Origin of the sequence: Pseudomonas graminis (assembly GCF_900111735.1) — a bacterium.
In the GTDB taxonomy this organism is placed as follows: domain Bacteria; phylum Pseudomonadota; class Gammaproteobacteria; order Pseudomonadales; family Pseudomonadaceae; genus Aquipseudomonas; species Aquipseudomonas graminis.
The window spans coordinates 1-18,636 of record NZ_FOHW01000035.1; the positions used below are offsets into that span (position 1 = coordinate 1).

Consider the following 18,636-nt stretch of genomic DNA (forward strand, 5'->3'; position numbering starts at 1 on the left):
CCGCGTTCAAATAGTGGGACCGGCTTCAGCCGGGAAGAGGCCGGTGTGGGCGCCATCAGATTTGCGGTGTGACGCAAGACGCCTTCCCGGCTAAAGCCGGTCCCACAAGTTTCCATATCCATTGCCGCTGGCCGGGCGCGTGGTGTCGGTCAGGGTTTGCAAAAGGATCAGCGCACGAACAGTCGCTGAACCAGCTTCTGAAGTGCCTTTCCATAGGGTGGGTAGATCAGCCGTGAGGCGTTGAAACGTTGCTTGATCAATACGCCTTTGGCGTGGCTGAACGTCAGAAAACCCTCGTGCCCGTGGTAATGACCCATGCCCGACGCGCCGATGCCGCCGAAAGGCAAGTCGTCCTGGGCAACATGCAGCAGGGTGTCATTCAGGCAGGCGCCGCCCGAATGTGTCTGCTCCAGCACGCGGTTTTGTTCATTCCGGTCGTAGCCGAAGTAGTACAGCGCCAGTGGTCTGGGTCGTTGATTGATGTAGTCAAACGCTTGCTCGATCTTGTCGTAGGGCACGATTGGCAGCAGCGGTCCGAAGATCTCGTCCTGCATGATCAGCATATCGTCGCTCACGTCCAGAATCAGGCTGAAAGGCATCCTGCGGTCTTGCCCCTCGGCGAACAGATGTATCACCCGCGCACCCTTGGTTTGAGCGTCGGCGAGATATGAATTCAGGCGCCCGACATGCCGCTGATTGATGATCGCGGTGTAATCCGGGTTGTCGGCCAGCGTGGGGTAAAACCGTGTGACCGCTTCCTTGTAGGATTCGACGAATTCGTCAATGCGATCCCTGGGCACCAGCACGTAGTCGGGCGCCACGCAGGTTTGTCCGGCGTTGAGTGTTTTCCCGAAAGCGATGCGTTCCGCGGCGTCCTTGAGCGGCACGTCGCGGGACACGATGGCGGGGGATTTGCCGCCCAGCTCTAGCGTCACCGGGGTGAGGTTTTCCGCCGCCGCGCGCATGACGTGCCGCCCGACGCTGGTGGCGCCTGTGAACAATAGATGATCGAACGGCAATTTAGAGAACGCCACGCCAACCTCCGCCTCGCCCAGCACAACCCCGACGTGATCTTCCGCAAACACCCGCGTCAGCAGGCTTTTTAGCAACGCGCCGGTGGCGGGTGTGGACTCACTGAGCTTGAGCATCACGCGGTTACCGGCTGCCAATGCGCCCACAAGCGGCCCGATGGCCAGATACAGCGGGTAATTCCAAGGCACCACCACGCCAATCACCCCCAATGGCTGGTAAACGACTTTGGCGCTGGCGGGCTGGAACGCCATGCCGACGCTTCGGCGCGAAGGCCGCATCCATTTCTTCAGATGACGCTGGGCGTGGCGGATGTTGTGCAGGCACGGCATCAGCTCGGCGAGAAGGGTTTCATCGGCGCTGCGGTGGCTGAAGTCAGCGCTGATCGCGTCGATGATCGCCTGGCGCTCGGTGCTGAGCAGCGTGTGCAAGCGGTCGAGCCATTGCTTGCGCTCTTGCAAAGCCGGCATCGGGTTGGCGGCAAACGCGCGCCGTTGCTCGTCGAATACCTGCTCCAGATGGCTGCGCGGGGAAGGAGCGTCGTCTGCGCATGGCAAAAGATTAGATTCGACGGGCATCGCAGCGGTCCTTGTTAAAGTTATGCAGTGCTTTTAGAGTCATTGCTCTACGAAGTCAACGGCCCTTGCATTCGCTCGCAGGCGCACGCCAGACTGTCCGGGCAAATACGGCACTGCCGCCCCGCACCACCTGACACGGAGTCTCAATGCGCACGGACTATCTGGCGTTTTTCCTTTCCCTGTTTCTCTCCCGCCTCGCCGATCAGGTTCTCCTGTTCCTGGTGCCGCTGATTGTTTTCCAGACCACCAACAGCGCTTCCCTGGCGGGGCTGGCGTTCTTTGTCGAGACGTTGCCGCGCTTCCTTGCATTCCCCATTTGCGGCGCGCTTTGCGACCGATACTCGCCCATCCGGCTGCTGCACATCAGCCAGATCTACCGCGCCTTGATCTGCCTGGTCGCGATGGGGCTGTATGGGTTGTTTGGGGGCATCGGCTGGCTGATCGGGCTGTCGGCGATCTGTGGGGTCCTGACCACTCAGGGGATCATGGCCCGGGAAGTGGTGATGCCGCATATTTTTCCGGATTACCGCTACGGCAAGACGCTCTCCTACTCTCAGATTGCCGACCAGACCGGCTTGGTGCTCGGACCTTTGCTGGCGGCGCTGGCTCTGGAGATCTGCCCGTGGTGGAGCGTCGTCATCGGCGTGGCGCTGGTTTTCGTTGCGGCGGATCTGGCGATGCGCGTCTGGCAACGCAACAGCGATGTCACGCTGGAACGCTTTGATCAGCACGCCTACAGCTGGACGCAGCCGTTAAGAATCGCCTTCGGACACATCTTCCGATTGGCCGAACTGAAGAAAATCATCCTGCTGGCGGTCGGCGTCAACCTGATCGTCGGTGTCACGCTGGCCAGCTCGGCGGCGATGGTGATCGGCTCATTCAGCGAGAGCAAAGATTACTATGCCGGCCTCCAGGCGGTGGGCGCCTTGCTAACCATCGCGATTCTGTTTGTCCTGGCACGGGTCAGTCTGCCGCTGAAACTGCTCGGTGCGATGTCATACATCGCCTTGCTGCTGGGGGCATTCGTTACCGCTACGAGTGCGTCATCCGAGGTCTATCTTGTCGGCTTTCTGCTGATCGTCGGCTTCGACAAGATGTTCAACGTGTACATGCGCAGCATTCGTCAGCGGGTCATCCCGGCGCGCGACTTCGGCAAGACCGTTGGCGTCATCACGCTGCTGAACAACTTGTCGCAGCCGCTGGCCGGTCTGCTGGTCGGAGTGCTCACGGCGCCGATCGGGTTGCGCGGCGTGATTTTGATCAACACGCTGGCGGCAGCCGTGCTCGGCATTGGTGTCGCAGCTGTGGTTCGGCTCAGGCTGGCGACTGCCATGGAGCGATGAAGTCTGCAACGAGCCCGACGCTTGCGTTAAGATCCGGCACATCCCTGTTACGTTTCGACGTTCGAGTTGAACATGGCGCCGCGCATCAAAACCGTACGCATCAACACCCGTGAACGCATCGTGCACAGCAGTCTGGAGCTGTTCAATCAGCAGGGCGAGCGCAGCGTCAGTACCAATCACATCGCCGCGCACATGGAAATGTCGCCCGGCAATCTGTACTACCACTTCCCCAACAAGCAGGCGATCATCGCCGAGTTGTTCACCGAATACGAAACGCTGGTCGACAGCTTTCTCCACCCGCCCAAGGGCCGGCTGCCGGGGGTTGAAGACAAGCGCCATTATTTGATGGCGATTCTCGACGGCATGTGGCGCTACCGTTTTCTGCACCGCGATCTCGAACACTTGCTTGAAACCGATCCTGAGCTGGCGGTGCGTTACCGACGCTTTTCCCAACACTGCCTGATCAAGGCGATGTCCATTTACAGCGGCTTTGTCGACGCGCAGATTCTAAGCATGGACAAAGTCCAGATTGAATCTCTGACGCTCAATGCGTGGATCATCCTCACGTCATGGGTACGTTTTCTGTGCACCACGCGAGAAACCCCCGCCCACCTCAATGAAGACGCGATTCGTCGCGGGGTTTATCAGGTGCTGATGCTTGAGCTGGCCTATGTCACGGCCCAGGCGCGGGAAGCGGTGAATGCGCTGTGCGCGGAGTTTTATGTGCCATTGGCCAAGGCGCTGGAAGATGCCGGCTAAATCGGCCCGGCTGTCTCAATCGATTGTCATATCGCCATTTTTTACTGCCTGCAGGAGCCTGTCATGTCCATCGCACAATTGATCAGCCCGCAACAATTGTCAGAACGCCTGACACAGCCCGGGCTTGTGATACTGGATTGTCGTTCGTCGCTGGACGATTTGGACTATGGCCAGCGCAGCTACGCAGAGGGCCATATCGAAGGCGCTTCCTACGCTGACTTGCTCAATGATCTCAGTGGGGCCATCACCAAGGGTGTCACCGGCCGCCACCCGCTGCCGGATCCACAGACGCTGATTGAGCGCTTGCGGTTCTGGGGTGTGAACAATCAGAGCGATATCGTGCTGTATGACGATGGGCCCGGTGCTTATGCCGCCCGCGCCTGGTGGTTGCTGGCGTGGCTGGGCAAGCGCGACGGTGTGTATGTACTCGATGGCGGGCTCAAGGCCTGGCACGGGGCGGGTCTGCCGCTGAGTCTTGATCCGCCTCACCAACCCGAGGGTTCGTTCGACGGCGTACCGGATGACTCGATGGTGCTGACGGCCGAGCAGCTGCAGGCCCGCATCGGCGATCCCGCGATGACTCTGATCGACGCACGTGCCCCCGCGCGGTTCCGGGGTGAGGTCGAGCCCATCGACCCAATTGCGGGGCACATTCCCGGCGCGCAGTGCGCGGCATTCACCGACAACCTCGGCCCGGATGGCCGCTTTCTCCCGGCAGAGCAGCTGAAGCAGCGGTTTGCCGAGGCTTTGCAAGGCCGTCCTGCCCCTGAGCTCGTCGCCTATTGCGGTTCTGGTGTGACGGCCTGTCACAACCTGTTTGCGTTGGCCCTCGCCGGTTATCCGTTGGGGGCGCTGTACGCGGGCTCGTGGAGCGAGTGGATCAATGATCCGCAGCGGGGCGTTGCGACGGGGGACTAAGGTGGAGGCATGTGAGCCTTACATCAGGCCAATCGCCCGGCGCAGCAAAAACTAGTCGTTTGCCTGCGCGCCATGGACGTCCGTCAGCCACATCGGAATCCGCTGCTCGAGGTAATACGTCGGCTTTCTAATCGTGCCGCCGACAAAACCCACGTGGCCGCCTTTTTTCTGCAGGTCGAATTCGGTGCTGGACGACAGCTCCGAGGCTGCAGGCAGGCTGTGCTTGAACACGAACGGGTCGTCCAGGGATTGAATCAGCAGAGTTGGCGTGCGGATGGCGCCGAGGAAGTATCGACTGGACGCGCGCCGGTAATAATCATGGGCGTCCACGAATCCATTCAGCGGCGCTGTCACACGCCCGTCGAAATCCCAAAATGTGCGCATGTCTTTCAGCGAACCCAGCGCCGCCAGTTCTGCAAGGCCATCGCTGAGACCTTCATGCTGAAAGCGTCGCTGCTTGTCCTTGATGTAGCCGACCATCTCGCGCATGAAGTGCCGCTGGTAAACCCTGGAAAACCCCAGTCCGATTCGGTCGGCGCATTCGTCCAGACGAAACGGCACCGACACCGCCACAGCGCCTTGCAGGTGGCTGTCGAGCCCGGTTTCGCCGAGGTGCTTGAGCAAAATATTGCCGCCGAGGGAATACCCGACAGCGTAAAGGGGCGCCAGTGGTCGGGCCTTGCGCAGATGATCGATCACGGCGGCAAGGTCTTCACTGGCGCCTGAGTGATAGCTGCGGGGCAACAGGTTCGGCTCCCCTGAACAGCCTCGCCAGTTGAGGGCGACACTTGCCCAGCCGCGTTTTTCCATGGCGTGCTGCAGCCCGGCGACATAGGGGGAGTTGGACGATCCGGTCAGACCGTGCAACACGAGCACGACCGGCACGTTTGCGTCGTGCGGGCCATGCCAGTCCATGTCGAGGAAATCGCCGTCTTCCAGCCAGATGCGCTCGCGCCGGCGCTCGAGGTGAGTGGTCGGCCGCCACAGCGGCCCCCACAGCGTCTGCAAGTGCGGGTTACCCAGGCCGAACGCCGGGACGAACCCGGGAAGGTCAGCTTGCGACGGCACTGCGTTCCCATACCGCGTAGTGAACCTGACCGGCTTTCTTTTCACGGTGCAGGCGCCAGTTGGCGGGCATGCCCAGCGTCGACGGCGCGGTTTCGCTTTCGGTGTAGATCCACGCGCTGTCCGCCAGCCAGTTGCGCTCTTCCAGCAATGTGCAGGCAGGCATCAGCAAGTCCTGGTGGAACGGCGGGTCGAGGAACACCACGTCGAATTGTTCGGCCGGCTGGGTTTCCAGATGGCGGAGCGCGTCGCCGGTAGCGGTTCTGCCGACGGTGCAACGTAGCGTACCGAGGTGTTCGCGCAGGCTGGAAATCGCCATCGAGTTGGTGTCCAGCGCCAGACCCATGCTGGCGCCGCGGGAAAGGGCTTCAAGGTACAGCGCGCCACTGCCGGCGAACGGGTCAAGGACGCGCGCGCCCTCGATGTACGGCGCCAGCCAGTTGAACAGGGTTTCACGCACGCGGTCCGGCGTCGGCCGCAGACCGGGGGCGTCAGGGAAACTCAGACGCCGACTGCGCCATTCGCCGCCGATGATCCGCAGTTGGCCGAGGCCTGTGTGGATTTTGTGCCCTTTGTGGATACGCGGCGGCTTGGAAGTCGAGGTCATCAGTGCTCCGGAACGCCGAGCGGTTGCTCGGCGGGTTTGTCAGTAGGGGGTGGCAGCGGCTTCTGCGGGACGGTCGGACCTGCAGTCACGATCACCAGCTTGTCAGCGTCCAGATGTTTGTTCATCACGGTTTTGATCTGCTCGACCGTGACGCTCTGGGACTGCGTCATGAAATCTTCAAGGTAGGTCAGCGGCAGATTATAGAAGCCGACCGCGCCCAGTTGGCCAACGATGGCCGCATTGCTGGCAGTCGCCAGAGGAAAGCTGCCGGCCAGTTCGCGCTTGGCATCGTCGAGTTCTTTCTGGGTCGGGCCGTTGGCGAGGAAGTCACGGGTGATGTCCTTGACCAGTTTCAGGGTGTTTTCGCTCAGTTCGGCGCGGGTCTGCAGGCTGATCATGAACGGACCCTGTGCCTGCATCGGCGTGAAGCCGGAAGACACGCCGTAGGTCAGGCCGCGTTTTTCCCGGACTTCGGTCATCAGACGGCTGCCGAAGCCGCCGCCACCGAGGATCGAGTTGCCCAGTGACAGGGCCGCGTAGTCAGGATCGCCGCGGGTGATGCCCAGTTCAGCCAGCATCAGGTGCGTCTGCTTGGACGGAAACTCGATGTGGGTTTCACTCGGCTTGGGCTTGGTCGGTGCAACGGTTTGTGCCAGCGCCGGACCTTTAGGCAGCGCGGCGGACACTTGGGTTGCTACCGCTTCGGCCTCTGCCCGTGTCAGGTCGCCAACCAGCGCAATCACCGCGTTGCCAGCGGCGTAGGCTTTGGCATGAAAGGCCTTCAGCTGAGCCAAAGTGAGAGGCGCGATGCTTTTGGCCGTGCCCATGCTCGGGTGCGCGTAAGGATGATCGCCGTACAGCCGCGTGAACAGTTCATCGCCTGCGAGCTTGCCGGGGTTCTGCTTTTGATATTCGAAGCTCGCCAGCAACTGGTTTTTGATCCGCGCCAGCGAGTCCGCCGGGAATGTCGGTTTGCCCACCACTTCGGCAAACAGTTTCAACGCGGGCTCGCGTTTGTCGGCGGCACTCAGACTGCGCAGCGAAGCGATCGCCATGTCGCGGTAGGAGCCGTTAGCGAAATCAGCGCCCAGCCCTTCGAAACCTTCGGCGATAGCGCTGACGTTCTTGCCTTTGACGCCCTCGTTGAGCATCGCATTGGTGACCAGCGCGATGCCTGGGTTGGCGCCGTCCTGACTGCTGCCGGCCGCGAACAGCAGGCGCATGTCGAACATCGGCAGCTCATGGGCTTCGACAAACAGCACACGAGCGCCTTCAGCGGTATTCCACGACTGAATGTTCAGCGAGCGGCGAGCCGGCGCTTTACCGTCCAGTTCTTTCAGGGATTCCAGCGTACTGGCCGCCTTGTCGATGGCTTTCGGGGTTTCGGCGGCAGTCTCTGCCATCGCCGATCCAGCACCCAGCAGGCCAAACGTCACGGCGAGTGCGAATGAGCAGGCCCGCGTTCGCGCAAAGCGGGATTCGATGCGCTGGCTCATTGGGCTTTCTCCTCAGGCAAAACATGCGCAACGGCAAGGCGCTCGCGGGTGAAGTAGGTGCGTGCAGCTTTCTGAATGTCTTCCGGCGTCACGCTTTGCAGCGCTGCCAGTTCCTGATCGATGAGTTTCCAGGAAAGGCCCACCGTTTCGAGTTCGCCAATGGTACTGGCCTGACTGGTAATGGAATCGCGCTCATAGACCAATCCGGCGATCACCTGGGCCCGGACCCGTTCCAGCTCTTCCTTGGCAGGCGGCTTGGTTTTCAGTTCGTCCAGCAAGCGCCAGATGCCGGCTTCAGCGTCAGCGAGGGTTTTCTTCTTCTGCTGATTGGGCGTGGCGCTAATGGTGAACAGGCTGTCGCCGCGGGTGTAGGCGTCGTAGTCGGATGAAGCGCCGGTTACCAGCTCTTCGCCGCGCTCCAGGCGCGTCGGAATGCGCGCGCTGTAGCCGCCGTCAAGCAAGGCCGAAATCAGGCGCAGTGCGTTGACCGACTGTGGATCGGTGGCGGTGGCCAGACTCGGCACGTTGAAGCCGTACATCAGGCTCGGCATCTGTGTGGCGACATGCACAGTGATCTGGCGCAGACCAGGTTCGGCCAGCTCCAGCGGCTTTTTCGAGGGCGGTACGTCGCGGCGTGGCACCGGGCCGAAGAAGCGCTCAGCCAGGGCTTTCACTTCATCGGGCTTCACGTCACCCACCACCACCAGCGTGGCGTTGTTGGGCACGTACCAGGATTCATACCAGTGGCGCAGTTCCTCGACCTTCATGCGTTCAAGGTCCGCCATCCAGCCAATGGTCGGTGTGTGGTAGCCGCTGGCGGGGTAGGCGATGGCCTTGAAGCGCTCATAGGCCTTGGCGCTCGGCTTGTCGTCGGTGCGCAGCCGGCGCTCTTCCTTGATGACTTCTATTTCCCGCGCGAACTCTTCTGGAGGCAAGCGCAGGGTGGCCATGCGGTCGGCTTCCAGTTCGAAGGCAACGGCCAGTCGATCTCGTGCCAGCACTTGGTAATAAGCGGTGTAGTCGTCACTGGTGAACGCATTCTCTTCCGCGCCCAGGTCGCGCAGGATCAGCGACGCTTCGCCGGGACCCGCTTTCGAGCTGCCCTTGAACATCATGTGTTCCAGCGCATGGGACAGGCCCGTCTGGCCAGGCGTCTCGTAGCTGGAACCCACCTTGTACCAGACCTGCGAAACCACCACCGGTGCGCGGTGATCTTCACGCACGACCACCTTCAGGCCGTTGTCCAGCGTGAATTCGGTGGTGGGTTGTGGGTCGGCAGCCGATGCGGCGAAGGGCAAACAGATTGTGCTGAGCAGCAGGCCTGCGGCACAGCGGGCTAGAGCATTCATTCGTGATTTGAACCTTGGAGACGGCCTGCTTAGCGTCAGCGGGCGCGGGGGTGTTAGGATAGCGGCGAGTTTGCCTGACGACCATGACTAAGATGTCAGCGTCGTAAGCCTGCTTCGTAAGAAATGGCCGAGCAGTGCCCTCAACGGGACTGCGCTGCCCCTGTGGCAGGGCGAACGCTGAACAAGCGGACCTAAAAGCAGTCTGTTTCCCATACAGAATTTTTCAGAGGCGCCGCTCTGGCGCGTCGTTACCGTGAGATAGCCGTCCTCCATGTTTGGTTCCAACGACGACAAGAAGACCCCAGCCCCGGCTGGCGAGAAAAAAGGCCTGTTCGGATGGCTGCGCAAAAAGCCGCAGGAAGTCACTCCCGAGCCGCCGCAGAATGACCCCGCACCAGCGCCAGAGTCCGTGCCCGATCAGGCACCGGCTGTTGCTGAGCAGCACAACGCCCCGGTCATCCCGGCCCAGCGTCAGCCGCAACCCGCGCCGCAGCCGTTGCCACAGACCGCCACGACCGAAGCACTTTCGGCCCCTGTCGAAGATCCCTGGCTTCACCTGCCTGTCGCTGAAGAACCGGTCGCTTTCACCGATGAGCGTGAGCCGCACGTTACACCGTCCATCCCGGTTCACACCGAGTCCAACGTGGAGTCCGCAGCCACTCCATTGGCTGAAGTGCCCGCTCCACCGGCGGTCATCGACACGACCTCGTTCGAAGTGGCTCCGTCCATCGAGCCAACCCCCGTCGCGCTGCCTGATCCGGTTTCCGGCAATGATCTCCCTTCGCTGACCCCGCCGTTGACGACAGCGCCGGTGGTTCCAGCCGCACCTGCCGTGCCCGTTCTTGAAACCAGCGTGCCGCCTGTCCCGTTCGAAGGATCCGCCGCACCCAAGCAGCCTGGTTTTTTCGCGCGCCTGAAGCAGGGCCTGTCGAAAACCAGCGCCAGCCTGGGCGAAGGGATGGCCAGCCTGTTTCTCGGCAAGAAAGCCATCGACGACGACATGCTCGACGAGCTGGAAACCCGGCTGTTGACCGCAGACGTCGGCGTGGAAGCAACGTCGGCGATCGTGCGCAACTTGACGCAGAAAGTGGCGCGCAAGCAGCTCACTGACAGCGACGCGCTGTACAAGTCATTGCAAAACGAGCTGACCGAAATGCTCAAGCCGGTGGAAGCACCGCTGGTCATCACTGCACAGCACAAGCCATTCGTGATCCTGGTCGTCGGCGTCAACGGCGCGGGTAAAACCACCACCATCGGCAAGCTCGCCAAGAAGCTTCAGCTCGAAGGCAAGAAGGTCATGCTGGCGGCGGGCGACACCTTCCGTGCTGCAGCCGTTGAGCAACTGCAGGTCTGGGGCGAGCGCAACAAGATCCCGGTCATCGCGCAGCACACGGGTGCGGACTCGGCTTCGGTGATTTTTGATGCCGTTCAGGCCGCCAAAGCGCGCGGTATTGATGTGCTAATCGCGGACACGGCGGGCCGTCTGCACACCAAAGACAACCTGATGGAAGAGCTGAAGAAGGTTCGCCGCGTGATCGGCAAGCTCGACGCCGACGCGCCCCATGAAGTCTTGTTGGTGCTGGACGCTGGCACAGGTCAGAACGCTATCAATCAGGCCAAGCAGTTCCACCAGACCGTCCAGCTGACCGGCCTCGCGCTGACCAAGCTCGACGGGACGGCCAAGGGCGGCGTGATCTTCGCCCTGGCCAAGCAGTTCGGCCTGCCGATTCGCTACATTGGTGTCGGTGAAGGCATCGACGATCTGCGAACCTTCGAAGCCGAGCCGTTCGTCCAAGCCCTATTCGCCGAGCGGGAGCGCCCATGATTCGTTTCGAACAGGTCGGTAAACGCTATCCGAACGGACACGTCGGCTTGCATGAGCTGAGCTTTCGAGTACGTCGTGGTGAATTTCTGTTTGTGACCGGTCATTCCGGCGCGGGCAAGAGCACCTTGCTGCGGCTGCTGCTGGCGATGGAACGTCCGACCACCGGCAAGCTTTTGCTGGCGGGTCAGGATCTCGGCCAGATCAGCACCGCGCAGATTCCTTTTTTGCGTCGCCAGATCGGCGTCGTGTTCCAGAACCACCAGCTGCTGTTTGATCGTACGGTGTTCAACAACGTCGCGCTGCCGCTGCAGATCCTCGGCTTGTCCAAGACTGAAGTGGTCAAGCGCGTCGACTCGGCCCTTGAACGAGTGGCGTTGTCTGATAAAGCCGAGCTCTACCCGGGCGACTTGTCCACCGGTCAGCAACAGCGCGTCGGCATCGCCCGCGCCATCGTTCACCGCCCGGCCCTGCTGCTGGCGGACGAACCCACCGGTAACCTTGACCCGCGACTGGCGGCCGAGATCATGGGTGTGTTCGAAGACATCAACCGACTGGGCACCAGCGTGCTGATTGCGAGCCACGACTTGGCACTGATCGCGCGGATGCGCCACCGCATGCTGACGCTGCAGCGTGGTCGATTGATCGGCGACGGGGAGGCTGGCGTATGAGTGCCACCCGCAGTCCCAAGGTGTCCGAACGCGTAGCGCCCAAGGTGTCCGACCCGGCTCCGCAAAAGAAAAAGAAGCGCGATGACGATGACGGCCCGAGTTTCGGCGAGTTGTTCAACGCCTGGATCGAAGCCCACCGTTCAAGTCTGCTGGACAGCCTGCGCCGTCTGGGCAAGCAGCCCATTGGCAGCTTTTTTACCTGCCTGGTGATGGCGATTGCCCTCAGTTTGCCGATGGGCTTGTCGTTGTTGCTGAGTAACGTCGAGCGTCTGGGCGGTTCGTGGCAGCGCGCTGCCCAGATATCTCTCTATCTGCAGCTGGACGCGTCCCCGAGTGAGGGCGAAGGCCTTGTCCGTCAGATCAAGGAAATGGGCGGCGTCGCCGAGGCCGAGTACATCAGCCGCGATGAGGCGCTGAACGAATTCCAGAAGCAGTCCGGTCTGGGCGAGGCGCTGAAGGAACTGCCTGAAAACCCGCTGCCCGGCGTTGTGCTGGTGACGCCGCTGGAAGTTGACAAAGCGGCGCTGGAGGCATTACGTACGCGTCTGGCCGAGTTGCCCAAGGTGCAGCAGGCCCAGCTTGACCTGGTCTGGGTTGAGCGGCTGGCCGCTATTCTCAAGCTGGGCGACCGATTTGTCTTCGGCCTGACCGTATTGTTGGTCGCGGCGCTGCTTTTGGTCATCGGCAACACCATTCGTCTGCACATCGAGAACCGTCGTACGGAAATCGAGGTCATCAAGTTGGTAGGCGGTACGGACAGCTACGTGCGCCGGCCCTTCCTTTATATGGGTGCGTTGTACGGGCTGGGTGCGGGAGTTCTTTCCTGGGGTGTTCTGGCTTTCGGGCTAGACTGGTTGAACGAAGCGGTGGTCCGGCTGGCCGGACTCTACGGCAGCAATTTCGCCCTCGCCGGCGTGCCAGTCTCAGACGGATTGTCTCTCTTGCTTGGAGCGGTGCTGTTGGGGTATATCGGTGCGTGGATTGCGGTAGCGCGCCATTTAAGAGAGTTGGCACCTCGTTAGTGTTGAGTAGCAACGTCGTTAGTAAATTTTGTTTCACCTATTGACTTTTCAGCTCAGGGAACTTGTCTAGCGGTTCCCGGTCAATTTCGCAGTGCTGAACTGCACGAGTTATGTGTCGGAGGTTTTTTCGTATGACCACTTCTTTGCAACCTGCTTATGCCTTGGTTCCGGGTGCAAACCTGGAAGCCTATGTGCATACGGTAAACAGCATTCCACTGCTGACGCCTGAGCAGGAGCGTGAACTGGCCGAGAGTCTCTATTACGAGCAGGATCTAGGGGCGGCTCGGCAGATGGTGCTCGCCCACCTGCGATTTGTCGTGCATATCGCACGCAGTTATTCCGGTTACGGACTGGCTCAGGCTGACCTGATTCAGGAAGGTAACGTTGGCCTGATGAAGGCCGTCAAGCGCTTCAACCCAGAGATGGGCGTGCGCCTGGTGTCCTTCGCAGTGCACTGGATCAAGGCCGAGATTCACGAGTTCATTCTGCGCAACTGGCGCATCGTGAAGGTCGCGACCACCAAGGCTCAGCGCAAGTTGTTCTTCAACCTGCGCAGTCAGAAGAAGCGTCTGGCCTGGCTGAACAACGAAGAAGTGCATCGCGTAGCAGAAAGCCTGGGCGTCGAGCCCCGCGAAGTGCGTGAGATGGAAAGCCGTCTGACCGGCCATGACATGGCGTTCGACCCGGCTGCAGAAGCCGACGACGACAGCGCTTTCCAGTCGCCGGCCAACTACCTGGAAGACCATCGTTACGATCCGGCGCGTCAGCTGGAAGATTCCGACTGGACTGACAGCTCCACGGCCAACCTGCACGAAGCGCTGAACGTGCTCGACGACCGTAGCCGCGACATTCTGTATCAACGCTGGCTGGCGGAAGAAAAAGCGACGCTGCACGACCTGGCCGAGAAGTACAACGTCTCTGCCGAGCGTATTCGTCAGCTCGAGAAGAGCGCGATGAACAAGCTGAAGCTGTCGATCGCTGCCTGATCGCTACGCCGTAACGCAAAACGCCCCGAGATGATCGGGGCGTTTTTGTTTGTCGGTCCGACGCTAAATCTGGTTGCCCCCAACGACAATCCGGAGCCGGCTTGCTGGTGAACCTCATATGGCATTCGCTAGCTAAGTGTCTGAACGCGCGCGTTCGCCAGCAAGCCGGCTGCGGATTTGCGTGGATTGATCCATAGGCGTCGTGTCAGGTGTGACGGCCGGCGCCCCGAGAACGCCTTCGCGGGCAAGCGCGCTCCTACGCCCTGCGGGCAGAGGCAGACCGCGTTCCATGCCATGTTATCTCGGGACTTTAGACCTGCGAGATGGTTACCACGGGGATTACCGGCGTGGATGCAGATTGATGGACGACGCAAATCAACTGTAGGAGCGCGCTTGCCCGCGAATGCGGTGTGTCAGTCACCTCTTTACCCACTGACAGGGCGCGTTCGCCAGCAAGCCGGCTGCGGCTTGTGTGGATTGATCCATAGGCGTCGTGTCAGGCGTGAAGGCCGGCGCCCCCGAGAACGCCTTCGCGGGCAAGCGCGCTCCTACGCCCTGCGGGCAGAGGCAGACCGCGTTCCATGCCATGTTATCTCGGGACTTTAGACCTGCGAGATGGTTACCACGGGGATTACCGGCGTGGATGCAGATTGATGGACGACGCAAATCAACTGTAGGAGCGCGCTTGCCCGCGAACGCGGTGTGTCAGTCACTTCTTTACCCACTGACAGGGCGCATTCGCCAGCAAGCCGGCTCCTGCAGGGATCGTGGCTTACCACTTTCGACTGTGATTCAGCCCCATCAAATACTCATCCCCACCCAGCTGCCTCATCTGCTGGCGGATCCAGCCGGCGCGGCGTGAGACGTAGCTGCTGGGATGGCTGGCGCTCCATTCCCGCGGGTTGGGCAGGACGGCGGCCAGGTAGCTGGCCTGTTGCGTGGACAGCTGACTCGCATTCACGTGAAAGTGGTGCTGCGCAGCGGCCTGGGCGCCAAAGACGCCGTCGTCCCATTCCACGCTGTTCAGGTACACCTCGAGAATGCGCTGCTTGGACCAGAACACCTCGATCAGACCGGTAAACCACGCTTCCAGGCCCTTGCGAAAGTAACTGCGGCCCGACCACAGAAAGAGATTTTTGGATACCTGCTGGCTCAGCGTACTGGCCCCGCGCAGCGAACCACCGCGTTCGTTATGAACCAGTGCCGCCTGAATGGCGTCGATATCGAAACCCCAGTGCTCGGCGAACTTCTGGTCCTCGCCAGCGATGACGGCGATTTTCAGATCATCGGAAATGTTGTCCCACGACTCCCAGTCGCGCTGCAGATCAATGGGCTGACCGTCGAACCAGGATTCGATCTTGCGTTCGACCATCAACGCGGTAAACGGAGGAGGGACCCAACGAAAAATCAGTACCAGCACGACACTTGCCGCTGCGAACCAGAGCAGGCCTTTGGCGACACGACGGAGGAGTAATTGCAGCATAGAGATGGCTTGGCCGAACCGGTTGAGCGGGCCATTATACAGACCACGCGTCATCGAACCTGCCTGGAGTTGTACATGTTACGAACCTTTCTGATGTTGGCCTCCTTCTTCGGATTCACTGGCGTCGCCCTTGGTGCGTTCGCTGCCCACGGCCTAAGAAACCGTCTGACGCCCGAGTACCTGGCGGTCTTTCATACCGGAGTGCTCTACCAACTGATTCATGCGCTGGCGATTTTCGGCGTGGCGCTGTTGGCGATGCAGATCCAGGGCCGGCTCGTCACCTACGCAGGGATCTCTTTCACACTGGGCATCATCCTGTTTTCCGGCAGTCTCTACCTGATGACGCTGGCCGGCGCGACCAAGCTGGGCATCATCACCCCCTTCGGTGGCCTGTTTTTCCTGATCGGCTGGGCGATTCTTGGCTGGACGGCATGGCGCCTGGGCCTCGACACGCTCTGATCCCCACTGCGTGCGCTTATGTCGAGCGCGCAGCAACCCTCGGCCACGCCTGAGACGAATGGCGTGGCTTTGCCTTGGTCATACCGACCGATCGGGCTAGAATGCTCGCCCCCTAAAATGATGGCTGCCCCTCGCATGCGCATTCAGTTGAACGGTGAATCCTTTGAGCTGCCCGACGGCGAGACCGTTTCGGCATTGCTGACACGTCTGGATCTGACCGGGCGCCGAGTCGCCGTCGAGCTCAATCTGGACATCGTCCCGCGCAGCCAGCATGCCGCTACGACGCTGACCGAGGGCGATCAGGTCGAAGTGGTGCACGCCATCGGTGGCGGCTAGCCTTCGACGTGCCGCCGGCCTGATCCGCAATCACTGCAAGAACCTCAACCGTAAAGAGGATTTCAGATGAGCAACGTTCGCAGCGACAAGCCGTTTACCGTGGCAGGTCGTACTTTTCAGTCGCGCCTGCTGGTCGGCACTGGCAAGTACACGGACATGGAACAGACCCGACTGGCCATCGAAGCCTCGGGCGCCGAGATCGTTACCGTTGCCGTGCGCCGGACCAACCTGGGGCAGAACCCTGGCGAACCGAACCTGCTCGACGTGCTGCCGCCGGATCGCTACACCATCCTCCCGAACACCGCCGGTTGCTACGACGCCATCGAGGCCGTGCGCACCTGCCGTCTGGCCCGTGAGCTGCTCGATGGTCACAATCTGGTCAAGCTGGAAGTCCTCGCTGACCAGAAGACCCTGTTCCCTAATGTCATCGAAACCCTCAAAGCGGCGGAAACGCTGGTTCGGGACGGCTTCGACGTCATGGTCTACACCAGCGATGACCCGATCATTGCCCGCCAGCTCGCCGAGATCGGTTGCTGCGCGGTGATGCCCCTCGCGGGCCTGATCGGTACTGGCCTGGGGATCTGCAACCCGTACAACCTGCAGATCATCCTCGAAGAATCGAAAGTTCCGGTCCTGGTGGATGCTGGTGTCGGCACTGCGTCCGACGCCACCATCGCCATGGAACTGGGTTGCGAAGCGGTGCTGATGAACTCAGCGATTGCTCACGCCCAGCATCCGGTGTTGATGGCCGAAGCCATGAAACACGCCATTCTGGCTGGCCGCATGGCTTACCTGGCCGGTCGTATGCCCAAGAAACTCTATGCCAGCGCATCTTCGCCGCTGGATGGTCTGATCAAGTAAGAGCCCGTTGATGATTGATTCGCAAACGCCCGACCCACTTCCGGACGACGAAGTGATGAATGACGAAAATGCCAAAGCGCCAGGCGATGACAGTAATCACCGCCGCATCAAAAGCTTCGTGATGCGCGCCGGCCGCATGACCGAAGGTCAGCAACGCGGCCTGGATCAAGGCAAGGAGCTATTCGTGCTGCCGCTGGCAGACGCTCCCGTTGATTTCGATCAGGTCTTTGGCCGCTCCGCCCCGCGCACCCTCGAAATCGGTTTCGGCATGGGGCACTCGCTGCTGGAGATGGCTGCCGCCGCGCCAGAGCAGGACTTCATCGGCGTGGAAGTGCACCGTCCGGGCGTTGGCGCCTTGCTGAACGGCGTGCTGACCCAGAGTCTCACCAACCTGCGGGTTTACGATTGCGATGCGATCGAAGTACTTAACCGCTGTGTGGCTGACAATAGCCTGGACCGGCTGATGCTGTTTTTCCCTGATCCGTGGCACAAGTCGCGCCATCACAAGCGCCGTATCGTCCAGGCCGAATTTGCCGAGCTGGTGCGCACCAAGTTGAAGCCGGGCGGCGTGCTGCACATGGCGACTGACTGGGAACCGTATGCCGAATACATGCTGGAAGTGATGAATGTGGCCCCGGGTTACCGCAACCTGGCCGAAGACGGTAAATGCGTTCCGCGCCCTGCGGAACGTCCGATCACCAAGTTCGAACGCCGTGGCGAACGCCTCGGCCACGGGGTCTGGGATCTGAAGTTCGAGAAGCTGGCCTGATCACTTTTTGACCAGGAGCGGCCCGACAGTGGCCGCTTTTGAGTTTTTACCGCACATTTCAGCCCGCCAATTGCCTTGTATGACGAACCCTTCGATTTCTTCCTAAGAAGGCTACAAGGTCTTCGGAATCGTCCGACATCCATTTTCAGTTCTGATCTTCATAGTCCCCGCCGTTGCATATATCAATATTGATGACGAGGAATGAAGATGAACAAGTTTTGGCAAATGGCTGCGATCGCCACGCTGATTGCGACCACCAGCGGCTGTGTCAGCTACAACGTCAGCCAGCCAAGCGCTTCGCTGTCCGGCGACGTGAAGACTGATCTGAAGGCTGACGTCAAAGTCGGTGAAGCCATCAGCGGCGAGTCTTCCACCAATGTGCTGTTCGGCTGGTTGAACATCGGTGGTGATACTCAGTTTGCGGACGGCGTGACCTACGGTGGCGCGAGCGGTGGTGGCGGCATCGGCCTGCCTCTGCCGGATCCGATCTCCTCCACCAAGGCAGCCGCTGCGTTCAAGGCCGTCAAGTCGTCCGGTTCCGACCTGATCGTCGCGCCGCGTTACGAAGTCACCGTCAACGATTACTTCATCTTCAAGCAAGTGAACGTAAAAGTGACCGGTAACAAAGGCAGCATCCAGAGCATTCGCTAATGGGCTGATCACACTCGGCAACAGCTGAGAGTGATGTCTTGAGAGCGCCCTTCCCGCCATGGTGGGCAAGGGCGCTTTTGCATTTCCGGTCGGTTACTTCCGATCCGCCACGACCCCGATCAACACCAGCACCACCACCAACACCGGCGCCAGGCTGTAGTTGTTGAACTGACTCAGGCCGCGCACGACCCATGGCGTGGCATAAATCAGCGCAGCGCCACTGCCGACGGTGCAGAGCAGCGCCATGATCGGAATGCGCAGGGCGCCGGCAAAGCTGCCGAGGCGGCCTTCGATCCAGCCCTTGATGTCGGTCCCGAAAAGAATCAGCAGACAGCCCACCAATGCCAGAGCGATTTCCGACAAATTGCTGCGACTCCAGCGCGAGACGGTGGCCAGCAAGTCGAGTACGAATTCCATTCAGTGTCCTTAGTG

The 18,636-nt window shown here is 60.8% G+C and carries 19 protein-coding genes; 12 read left to right on the plus strand and 7 right to left on the minus strand.

All coding sequences use genetic code 11. The annotated features are described in order from the left end of the window. Nucleotides 1-167: 167 nt before the first annotated feature. Nucleotides 168-1,607, minus strand: coding sequence for a coniferyl aldehyde dehydrogenase (locus BMY98_RS21170; RefSeq protein ID WP_074892350.1), 1,440 nt, complete (start codon nucleotides 1,605-1,607; stop codon nucleotides 168-170). A 146-nt stretch (nucleotides 1,608-1,753) separates the two neighbouring features. Between BMY98_RS21170 and BMY98_RS21175 the strand changes: the two genes are divergently transcribed. From BMY98_RS21175 to BMY98_RS21185, 3 genes are all read left to right on the plus strand, one after another. After that, the gene (locus BMY98_RS21175) at nucleotides 1,754-2,950 is read left to right on the plus strand and encodes an MFS transporter (protein ID WP_074892351.1); all 1,197 of its coding nucleotides are present in this window, start codon (nucleotides 1,754-1,756) and stop codon (nucleotides 2,948-2,950) included. A gap of 72 nt (nucleotides 2,951-3,022) precedes the next feature. Beyond that, on the plus strand, nucleotides 3,023-3,709 hold the full coding sequence (locus tag BMY98_RS21180; RefSeq protein ID WP_074892352.1) for a TetR/AcrR family transcriptional regulator: 687 nt from the start codon (nucleotides 3,023-3,025) through the stop codon (nucleotides 3,707-3,709). Between the two features lie 63 nt (nucleotides 3,710-3,772). Next, nucleotides 3,773-4,627 (plus strand): sulfurtransferase, encoded by an 855-nt coding sequence (locus tag BMY98_RS21185; RefSeq protein WP_074892353.1) that lies wholly within the window; start codon nucleotides 3,773-3,775, stop codon nucleotides 4,625-4,627. Nucleotides 4,628-4,678: 51 nt separating this feature from the next. Here the strand turns inward: BMY98_RS21185 and BMY98_RS21190 are convergent, their stop codons facing one another. The 4 genes from BMY98_RS21190 to BMY98_RS21205 are packed head-to-tail and all read right to left on the minus strand — an operon-like array spanning nucleotide 4,679 to nucleotide 9,144. After that, nucleotides 4,679-5,695 carry a hydrolase gene (locus tag BMY98_RS21190; protein WP_074892354.1) on the minus strand — a complete coding sequence of 339 codons (1,017 nt, stop codon included), beginning with the start codon at nucleotides 5,693-5,695 and terminating at the stop codon, nucleotides 4,679-4,681. Continuing rightward, the gene (gene rsmD, locus BMY98_RS21195) at nucleotides 5,679-6,299 is read right to left on the minus strand and encodes a 16S rRNA (guanine(966)-N(2))-methyltransferase RsmD (protein ID WP_074892355.1); all 621 of its coding nucleotides are present in this window, start codon (nucleotides 6,297-6,299) and stop codon (nucleotides 5,679-5,681) included. The genes BMY98_RS21190 and rsmD overlap by 17 nt, the downstream gene beginning before the upstream one ends. After that, entirely contained in the window at nucleotides 6,299-7,795 is a 1,497-nt protein-coding gene (locus tag BMY98_RS21200) for a M16 family metallopeptidase (RefSeq protein ID WP_074892356.1), read from the minus strand. Before BMY98_RS21200 ends, rsmD begins: the two co-directional genes overlap by 1 nt. Beyond that, complete coding sequence (locus BMY98_RS21205) at nucleotides 7,792-9,144, minus strand: M16 family metallopeptidase (RefSeq protein ID WP_074892357.1); 1,353 nt, start codon at nucleotides 9,142-9,144, stop codon at nucleotides 7,792-7,794. The genes BMY98_RS21200 and BMY98_RS21205 overlap by 4 nt, the downstream gene beginning before the upstream one ends. Before the next feature lie 271 nt (nucleotides 9,145-9,415). Between BMY98_RS21205 and ftsY the strand changes: the two genes are divergently transcribed. The 4 genes from ftsY (at nucleotide 9,416) to rpoH (ending at nucleotide 13,645) form a co-directional block, all read left to right on the plus strand. Beyond that, nucleotides 9,416-10,969, plus strand: a complete 1,554-nt coding sequence (gene ftsY / locus BMY98_RS21210; protein WP_074892358.1) for a signal recognition particle-docking protein FtsY — start codon at nucleotides 9,416-9,418, stop codon at nucleotides 10,967-10,969. Then, entirely contained in the window at nucleotides 10,966-11,637 is a 672-nt protein-coding gene (ftsE, locus tag BMY98_RS21215; protein WP_037018829.1) for a cell division ATP-binding protein FtsE, read from the plus strand. The genes ftsY and ftsE overlap by 4 nt, the downstream gene beginning before the upstream one ends. Then, a complete protein-coding gene (gene ftsX / locus BMY98_RS21220; RefSeq protein ID WP_074892359.1) occupies nucleotides 11,634-12,659 on the plus strand; it encodes a permease-like cell division protein FtsX in 1,026 nt (341 codons plus the stop codon). Before ftsE ends, ftsX begins: the two co-directional genes overlap by 4 nt. Before the next feature lie 131 nt (nucleotides 12,660-12,790). After that, nucleotides 12,791-13,645, plus strand: a complete 855-nt coding sequence (gene rpoH / locus BMY98_RS21225) for an RNA polymerase sigma factor RpoH (protein ID WP_037018833.1) — start codon at nucleotides 12,791-12,793, stop codon at nucleotides 13,643-13,645. Nucleotides 13,646-14,417: 772 nt separating this feature from the next. On the opposite strand, the gene mtgA is transcribed toward rpoH, so the two are convergent. Beyond that, a complete protein-coding gene (gene mtgA / locus BMY98_RS21230) occupies nucleotides 14,418-15,128 on the minus strand; it encodes a monofunctional biosynthetic peptidoglycan transglycosylase (protein ID WP_074892393.1) in 711 nt (236 codons plus the stop codon). 75 nt (nucleotides 15,129-15,203) lie between these two features. Between mtgA and BMY98_RS21235 the strand changes: the two genes are divergently transcribed. The 5 genes from BMY98_RS21235 to BMY98_RS21255 all read left to right on the plus strand — a co-directional run bounded on the left by BMY98_RS21235 (nucleotide 15,204) and on the right by BMY98_RS21255 (nucleotide 18,204). Further along, the gene (locus tag BMY98_RS21235) at nucleotides 15,204-15,587 is read left to right on the plus strand and encodes a DUF423 domain-containing protein (RefSeq protein WP_074892360.1); all 384 of its coding nucleotides are present in this window, start codon (nucleotides 15,204-15,206) and stop codon (nucleotides 15,585-15,587) included. A 135-nt stretch (nucleotides 15,588-15,722) separates the two neighbouring features. Continuing rightward, nucleotides 15,723-15,923, plus strand: a complete 201-nt coding sequence (thiS, locus tag BMY98_RS21240; RefSeq protein WP_074892361.1) for a sulfur carrier protein ThiS — start codon at nucleotides 15,723-15,725, stop codon at nucleotides 15,921-15,923. A 66-nt stretch (nucleotides 15,924-15,989) separates the two neighbouring features. After that, nucleotides 15,990-16,784, plus strand: a complete 795-nt coding sequence (locus BMY98_RS21245) for a thiazole synthase (RefSeq protein ID WP_074892362.1) — start codon at nucleotides 15,990-15,992, stop codon at nucleotides 16,782-16,784. 55 nt (nucleotides 16,785-16,839) lie between these two features. Continuing rightward, nucleotides 16,840-17,553 (plus strand): tRNA (guanosine(46)-N7)-methyltransferase TrmB, encoded by a 714-nt coding sequence (trmB, locus tag BMY98_RS21250; protein ID WP_074892394.1) that lies wholly within the window; start codon nucleotides 16,840-16,842, stop codon nucleotides 17,551-17,553. A 207-nt stretch (nucleotides 17,554-17,760) separates the two neighbouring features. Then, nucleotides 17,761-18,204 (plus strand): hypothetical protein, encoded by a 444-nt coding sequence (locus BMY98_RS21255; RefSeq protein WP_074892395.1) that lies wholly within the window; start codon nucleotides 17,761-17,763, stop codon nucleotides 18,202-18,204. Between the two features lie 93 nt (nucleotides 18,205-18,297). Here BMY98_RS21255 and BMY98_RS21260 read toward each other — a convergent pair whose 3' ends face one another. Beyond that, on the minus strand, nucleotides 18,298-18,621 hold the full coding sequence (locus BMY98_RS21260; protein WP_065991135.1) for a DUF3392 domain-containing protein: 324 nt from the start codon (nucleotides 18,619-18,621) through the stop codon (nucleotides 18,298-18,300). Nucleotides 18,622-18,636 lie beyond the last annotated feature (15 nt).

Bases quoted from the DNA above. Each gene is read 5' to 3' on its own strand.
- thiS (WP_074892361.1), top strand. From the start codon at position 15,723: ATGCGCATTCAGTTGAACGGTGAATCCTTTGAGCTGCCCGACGGCGAG.
- BMY98_RS21200 (WP_074892356.1), bottom strand. From the start codon at position 7,795: ATGAGCCAGCGCATCGAATCCCGCTTTGCGCGAACGCGGGCCTGCTCA.
- trmB (WP_074892394.1), top strand. From the start codon at position 16,840: ATGAATGACGAAAATGCCAAAGCGCCAGGCGATGACAGTAATCACCGC.
- BMY98_RS21245 (WP_074892362.1), top strand. From the start codon at position 15,990: ATGAGCAACGTTCGCAGCGACAAGCCGTTTACCGTGGCAGGTCGTACT.
- ftsY (WP_074892358.1), top strand. From the start codon at position 9,416: ATGTTTGGTTCCAACGACGACAAGAAGACCCCAGCCCCGGCTGGCGAG.
- rpoH (WP_037018833.1), top strand. From the start codon at position 12,791: ATGACCACTTCTTTGCAACCTGCTTATGCCTTGGTTCCGGGTGCAAAC.
- BMY98_RS21170 (WP_074892350.1), bottom strand. From the start codon at position 1,607: ATGCCCGTCGAATCTAATCTTTTGCCATGCGCAGACGACGCTCCTTCC.
- BMY98_RS21175 (WP_074892351.1), top strand. From the start codon at position 1,754: ATGCGCACGGACTATCTGGCGTTTTTCCTTTCCCTGTTTCTCTCCCGC.
- BMY98_RS21185 (WP_074892353.1), top strand. From the start codon at position 3,773: ATGTCCATCGCACAATTGATCAGCCCGCAACAATTGTCAGAACGCCTG.
- BMY98_RS21260 (WP_065991135.1), bottom strand. From the start codon at position 18,621: ATGGAATTCGTACTCGACTTGCTGGCCACCGTCTCGCGCTGGAGTCGC.
- BMY98_RS21205 (WP_074892357.1), bottom strand. From the start codon at position 9,144: ATGAATGCTCTAGCCCGCTGTGCCGCAGGCCTGCTGCTCAGCACAATC.
- BMY98_RS21235 (WP_074892360.1), top strand. From the start codon at position 15,204: ATGTTACGAACCTTTCTGATGTTGGCCTCCTTCTTCGGATTCACTGGC.
- rsmD (WP_074892355.1), bottom strand. From the start codon at position 6,299: ATGACCTCGACTTCCAAGCCGCCGCGTATCCACAAAGGGCACAAAATC.
- mtgA (WP_074892393.1), bottom strand. From the start codon at position 15,128: ATGCTGCAATTACTCCTCCGTCGTGTCGCCAAAGGCCTGCTCTGGTTC.
- BMY98_RS21255 (WP_074892395.1), top strand. From the start codon at position 17,761: ATGAACAAGTTTTGGCAAATGGCTGCGATCGCCACGCTGATTGCGACC.
- ftsE (WP_037018829.1), top strand. From the start codon at position 10,966: ATGATTCGTTTCGAACAGGTCGGTAAACGCTATCCGAACGGACACGTC.
- BMY98_RS21180 (WP_074892352.1), top strand. From the start codon at position 3,023: ATGGCGCCGCGCATCAAAACCGTACGCATCAACACCCGTGAACGCATC.
- ftsX (WP_074892359.1), top strand. From the start codon at position 11,634: ATGAGTGCCACCCGCAGTCCCAAGGTGTCCGAACGCGTAGCGCCCAAG.